Raw genomic sequence first — 5,705 nt, 5'->3', positions numbered from 1 at the left:
AGCCGCACGATGGTGAGCGCTTGGCTGGTCGTCGCGCTGGTCATACCGCCACCGCCGTCCGCCGTGCGGCGAGCACGTCCTCGTAGTGCGCGAGGAGTTGGTCGCCGACCGCTGCCCAGGTGCGCCCTTCGACAGCTGCGCGGCCGGCCGCGCCGAACGCGTCCCGCAGCGCGGGGTCGGCGGCCAGCGCCCATACGGCGTCGCGCACAGCGGCCGCGTCGCGCGGCGGGACCAGCAGCCCGGTACGGCCGTGGGCGACCAGGTCGAGCGGGCCGCCGGCGGCGGGAGCGACGACGGGCACGCCGCTGGCCATGGCTTCCTGGACGGTCTGGCAGAAAGTCTCGAAGGGGCCGGTGTGCACGAAGACGTCCAGCGAGGCGAAGAACCGGGCGAGTTCGTCGCCGGTGCGGCGGCCCGCGAAGACCGCGCCCGGCAGTGCCTCGGCCAGGTGCGTCCGGCTGGGCCCGTCGCCGACGACCACGACCCGCACGCCCGTCGGCCCGCAGACGCCGGCGAGGAGTTCGACCTGCTTCTCGGGGGCGAGCCGGCCGACGTAGCCGACGATCAGTTCACCGTTCGGGGCGAGCCGGCGGCGCAGTGCCTCGTCGCGGCGTCCGGGGTGGAAACGGACGGTGTCCACCCCACGGGGCCAGAGTCTGACGCGGGGCACGCCGTGTGCCTCGAGGTCGTGCAGGGCCGCGCTGGAGGGGGCCAGCGTACGGTCAGCGGCGGCGTGGACGGAGTGGATGCGCCGCCAGGCGGCGGCCTCGCCGGCGCCCATGTAGGTGCGGGCATAGCCTGCGAGGTCGGTCTGGTAGACGGCGACGGCGGGGATGCCGAGCCGGGTGGCGGCCGCCATGCCGCGGACGCCTAGGACGAAGGGACTGGCCAGGTGGACGAGGTCGGCACGGTGTTCGGTGAGCGCCACGGCGACGCGCCGGCTGGGAAGCGCGACACGGACCTGGGGGTAGCCCGGGAGCGGGAGGGAGGGGACTCGGACGACCGGGCACGGCGCCGATGCGTCGGGCTCGCTCGAGGCGGCGGTGGCGGGAGCGACGACAAGGGGGACATGACCGCGATCGACGAGGTGCCGGGCGGTCTGGAGCGCGCAGTGGGCCACGCCGTTCACGTCGGGGGGAAAGGATTCGGTCACGATGACGACACGCATACCGGTGTTGTCGCCGGACCGGACGTGGCCACGTCAAAGTGGATCTTTCCGGACAGGGAACGTTCCATGAGCGGTGGGCTGTACAGCAGAGCAGGTCGGCCCCTGTCCACACGCTCCTGGCCCCCCGGTCACGGGGCGTTCACGCGGTGGGTGAGTCCGGCCCGATCCGGCTGCGTACGGCGGTCTGGACCTCGGCCTCCTCGGCCGGGTCGGCGGCGAGCCTGCGCAATCGCTCGACGACGCGGGTGTCACCGGTCTCGGCGTGCCGGGCGGCCAGTTCGCGGGTGGTCTCCTCGCAGTCCCACAGGCACTCGACGGCGAATCCCGCGGCGAAGGAGGGGTCGGTGGCGGCCAGCGCGCGGGCGGCGCGGCCCCGTAGGTGGGAGGAGGCGGTCTCGCGGTAGATGTGGCGCAGGACGGGGGCGGCGCAGGCGATGCCGAGCCGTCCGGCGCCGTCGACGAGGGTCCACAGGGTGGGCGCGTCGGGGCCTTCGCCGCGGACGGCCTCCCGGAGGGCGGCGAGGACGAGGTCGCGGTCCCGGGCCGCGCCTCGGCAGGCGAGCACCCGTCCGGCGGCGGCGCCCAGCGCGTCGGGGCGGCGGGCCCAGCCGCGCGCGCGGTCGACGGCGACAACGTCGCGCATGCGTTCGAAGGCGTCGACGGCGGCCTCCAGCACGGCGGCCGAGCCGTCGGACACGGCCGACTCGATCAGGTCGAGGGCGGCGGGGTCGTTGCCGTCGGCGAGGTAGCGCAGAGCCGTGCAGCGGGCCGCGTCGGTGCCCTCCCGGGCGGCGCGGAGGATCTGGGGCCGGTCCTCGGGGCCGGCGACGGCGGCGAGACATCGGGCGGCCGGGACGTGGAGGGCGGCGCCGCGTTCTGCGCCCTGCTGGGCCCACTCGAACACCGCCTGCACGCTCCACCCGGGACGTGGCCCGGTGGGGCGCATCTGCCGCTGCCAGCGGTCGAAGCAGCCGGCCTCGTGGGCGGCACGCACGCGCGTGGCGATCGATGCACGCGGGTCGTCGGCCCAGAGCCGCCATGGCCGGGGCTCGAAGGCGTCGCGTACGGCGGCGGTCAGCTCGGCCTCGCCCTCGGCGTCGGTGGCGAAGCGGGCGAGGACGGGCGCGGCGAGGGCGCGCAGCCCGGCGTCGTCGTCCCTGAGCGCCAGTTCGTCCAGGGCCCAGGCCCAGTTGGCGCCCGTGGCCGCGTACCTGCGCAGCAGGGCGAGGGCGCCCCGTCTGCCGTAGGAGGCGAGGTGCCCGAGGACGGCGAGGGCGAGTCCGGTGCGTGACTCGTCGCTGTCGAGGGCGTCCTCGGGGTCGAAGAGGTGGGCCTCGATCTCGTCCAGTTCGCCGTTCAGGTCGAGGAAGAGCCGGGCGTAGTACAGGGATCGGTTCTCCACCTGCCAGTCGTGGCGGGGGTCGTGCAGCACACAGTGGTTCAGTGCCGCGAGCGCTTCGGCGCGCGGGGCGGTGAGCGCGTGCAGCGTGCCGTCGCCGCGGCCCCGCTGGAGCAGGCCGAGCAGCGTACCGCTGGGCGCTATGACCGGATCGAACATGGGAAACAGCCTCACATCAAGCGTCGACGCAACCGGGGACCACGCATTACCTGGCCGCGCGACAACACGTCGGGGCGCCCGCCGTCCGTTGCTTGCTGTAGACCATCTTCCTCTGCCTCTCGTCGGTGGCCCACGCGGGCCGCATCACGGCCCGCGTGGTGCGGCAACTCCTGCCCAGCCATCGCGTCCGTGAATCACGACGTCATGATGACCCGGCGTCCGCGCCACCGCGACCGAAATTTCCGGCGGCCCCGTACCGCCTTCCCCGTTTTTCGCCCTGAACCCGGCCAGAAGGGCCGAAGCGGCCGCTTTCGGCCCGGGGGTCACTGCTCGCCGAACAGCTCCAGCAGCTCGGCCTTGCCGAACATCCGGGCCGTGTCGACGGCCGACGGCGTGCCGGCGGACGGGTCCGCGCCACCCTCCAGCAGGGCCCTGATCACTTCCTGCTCGCCCTTGAAGACCGCTCCGGCGAGGGGGGTCTGGCCCCGGTCGTTGACGCGGTCGGCGTCGGCGCCGCGGGCCAGCAGCGCGCGGACCGTGGCGGCGTGGCCGTGGTAGGCGGCGAGCATCACCAGGCAGTCGCCGCGGTCGTTGGTGAGGTTGGCCGGGACGCCGGCGTCGACGTACGCCACGAGTGTCTCGGTCCGCCCCTGCCGGGCCAGATCGAAGATCCTGGTCGCCAGCTCCACGACCTCGGGGTCGGGGGCTTCACTCATCGGCCGGACCGCCTCTCACTGCGAACGTCGGTTACTGCGGGTAGCAAGCGTACGGCGGCGTGCACTGGCCGGGGCCGTACGGGTGAATCGCCAGCGTACTGGCTCGTGCGGCACATGAGCGGAGGCGTCCGAGGCAAGGATCATGACGGAGGTCATCGCGCGCGACAGTGCTGCCCGACCGGCTCACCCACCTCCGCCGCCTGGGCGAAATCGAGTGAAATTCACCCAGTTGCACCTTTTATCATATGGATACATGCTGTGATGTTGGAAGGACTCAGGGTGACTTCCCCCTCGACACCAGGAGTGACCACACATGATCCTCTCCATCTCAGGCGTCGTCCTGTTCGGCGTCATCGTCTTCGTGTTCTTCCGCAAGGACGGTCTGAAGCCCTCCCACGCGTGCGTGTCGGTCCTGTTCGGCTTCTACCTGTCGAGCACGGCCATCGCCCCGAGCATCCAAGCCGGCGGCGAGAGTCTGGCGAGCCTGCTCGGCGGTATGAGGTTCTGACGCCGCTCCCCCGCCCGTTCGCACTTCCAGGAGGCAGCAGTGGCCCGGCGCCCCCTCCCCCGCATTCTGAGCACAGGCAGCGCGCAGCTCGCCCGGAGCCGGGAGCTGGCCCGGACGGCGGCGGACAGTGCCACCGACGTCCTCCACCCGTTGATCACCGTCGCCCGTGGTCTGCGCCGGCTGGCCGGGGCCGGACGGCGCAGGTGGTCGGAGACCCCGAAGGACCGGCGCGGGCCTCTGCTGTTCCTGGTGGCCTCCGTGCTCCTGGTGGTGGCGATGGTGCCGTACGGTCCGCTGCTCGCCGCCATCGTGCTGATGGCGGCGGCGGCCTGGCAGGGCCGTGACCGCACCCCGCGGCAGCCCGAGGGCCCCGACGAGTCCCGCGTCCAGCGCCTGGCATCGCTGTACGAGGCCCTGGTCCCGTACTTCTCGGCAGCCGAGGCACCAGCGCCGCTCTACTCCCACGGCGGCGCGTGGGAGAAGGCCTTCCCCGCCTACGAGTTCGACGACTCCGGCCGCATCCGTCACCTGGTGATCCGCTACCCCGCGTACTTCACCGACGGCGAGCCCGAGTCCCGCGCGCGGATCGAGCACCTGCTGGCCGCCAAGGCCGGGCGCGGCCGCGAGTACCTCTTCGCCTGGGACGAGGAGAGCAACCAGCTGACGGTCAGCGCACTCGCCCCGCTGCCCACCGGCATCGCCGCCCAGCGCTTCGTCACCGCCCCGGGCGAGACCGTGCTCGGTTTCACCGACCCCAGCGAGGTCCAGCGCACCCTCCCCCTCACCTACGGTGAGGAGAAGCACGACGTGCCGCCGGTCGTCTGGCGCACGGGCCTGCGCTCCACCGAGCCGCACCTGCTGGCCCTGGGGCAGCCCGGCAGCGGCACGTCGACCCTGCTGCGGTCCGTCGCGCTCCAGGCCCTCCAGTACGGCGACGTGGTGATCGTCGACGGCGGCGGCACCGGCGAGTACGCCTGTCTGACCGGCCGGGACGGGGTGCTCGCGGTCGAGTGCGGGCTGGCCGGGGTGCTGGCGAGCCTGGAGTGGGCGGCCACCGAGACCGAGCGCCGGCTGATCGCCGTGGGCCGCGCGCGGCAGGCGGGGCACCCGCCGCCGGAGGACACCAAGCGGCCGCTGTGGCTGTTGCTCGACCGGCCGGCCGCGTTCACGCATCTGGCCGCCGCGGACGGGCGCAAGGACCCGCAGGCACTGCTGCAGGTGCCGCTGCGGCACGGGCGCGCGGTGGGTGTGACGGTCGTCGTGGCGGAACAGTTCGACAGCGCGGAGGCGCTGAGCGACGCGGTACGGCAGCACACACGCGCGCGTGTTGTGCTCGGGGCGGCGACGGTGGAGCAGGTCAAGGCGGTGCTGGGGGCCCCGCCGCACACGACACCGCCGGCCGTCGTGCCGGCCGGGCGGGGTTACGCACGGTTGGGGACGAAGGCGGTGCACCGGTTGCAGGTGCCCGCGACGCCTGACCCTTATGACGACACGGTGAGTGACGCGTGGCGGCAGGCCGTGCTTGATCTTCTGCCGCCGAAGACCATGCCGGCGGACGGGGAGACCGTGCCGGAGGATGCGCCTGTGGGTACCGAGGCCGCTGTTGCCGAGCCTTCCTGACCGGGGGCGCCTCCCCCGAACTCGTCGAGCAGGGGGAGCCCCAGCGGTACGGTCACCCGCGGCCGGGGTGGTGCGGACGGCTATGCCACGAACGTTCTCGGAGTCTCGTTGCCTGCCGGGGCTCCTGTCTCCACC

General features: G+C 73.4%; 5 protein-coding genes. 2 read left to right on the top strand and 3 right to left on the bottom strand.

The annotated features are described in order from the left end of the window. Window positions 1–40: 40 nt before the first annotated feature. The 3 genes from RH94_RS00975 to RH94_RS00965 form a co-directional block, all read right to left on the bottom strand. A complete protein-coding gene (locus RH94_RS00975; protein ID WP_073945778.1) occupies window positions 41–1,168 on the bottom strand; it encodes a glycosyltransferase family 4 protein in 1,128 nt (375 codons plus the stop codon). A 139-nt stretch (window positions 1,169–1,307) separates the two neighbouring features. Further along, entirely contained in the window at window positions 1,308–2,726 is a 1,419-nt protein-coding gene (locus tag RH94_RS00970) for a hypothetical protein (RefSeq protein WP_073945777.1), read from the bottom strand. 323 nt (window positions 2,727–3,049) lie between these two features. Further along, entirely contained in the window at window positions 3,050–3,442 is a 393-nt protein-coding gene (locus RH94_RS00965; RefSeq protein WP_073945776.1) for an ankyrin repeat domain-containing protein, read from the bottom strand. Window positions 3,443–3,755: 313 nt separating this feature from the next. Between RH94_RS00965 and RH94_RS00960 the strand changes: the two genes are divergently transcribed. Together RH94_RS00960 and RH94_RS00955 are read left to right on the top strand one after the other, a co-directional pair. Continuing rightward, on the top strand, window positions 3,756–3,950 hold the full coding sequence (locus tag RH94_RS00960) for a hypothetical protein (RefSeq protein ID WP_073945775.1): 195 nt from the start codon (window positions 3,756–3,758) through the stop codon (window positions 3,948–3,950). A gap of 39 nt (window positions 3,951–3,989) precedes the next feature. Further along, entirely contained in the window at window positions 3,990–5,570 is a 1,581-nt protein-coding gene (locus RH94_RS00955) for a P-loop NTPase family protein (protein ID WP_073945774.1), read from the top strand. Window positions 5,571–5,705: the final 135 nt, after the last annotated feature.

The organism is Streptomyces kebangsaanensis (assembly GCF_001906585.1).
GTDB classification, from domain to species: domain Bacteria; phylum Actinomycetota; class Actinomycetes; order Streptomycetales; family Streptomycetaceae; genus Streptomyces; species Streptomyces kebangsaanensis.
The sequence above is the reverse complement of the archived record's forward strand: the minus strand, read 5'-3'. Positions and strand labels throughout refer to the sequence as shown.

What these genes read in the sequence shown, in the direction of transcription:
- RH94_RS00975 (WP_073945778.1), bottom strand. Translation starts at nt 1,168, where the DNA reads ATGCGTGTCGTCATCGTGACCGAATCCTTTCCCCCCGACGTGAACGGC.
- RH94_RS00970 (WP_073945777.1), bottom strand. Translation starts at nt 2,726, where the DNA reads ATGTTCGATCCGGTCATAGCGCCCAGCGGTACGCTGCTCGGCCTGCTC.
- RH94_RS00965 (WP_073945776.1), bottom strand. Translation starts at nt 3,442, where the DNA reads ATGAGTGAAGCCCCCGACCCCGAGGTCGTGGAGCTGGCGACCAGGATC.
- RH94_RS00960 (WP_073945775.1), top strand. Translation starts at nt 3,756, where the DNA reads ATGATCCTCTCCATCTCAGGCGTCGTCCTGTTCGGCGTCATCGTCTTC.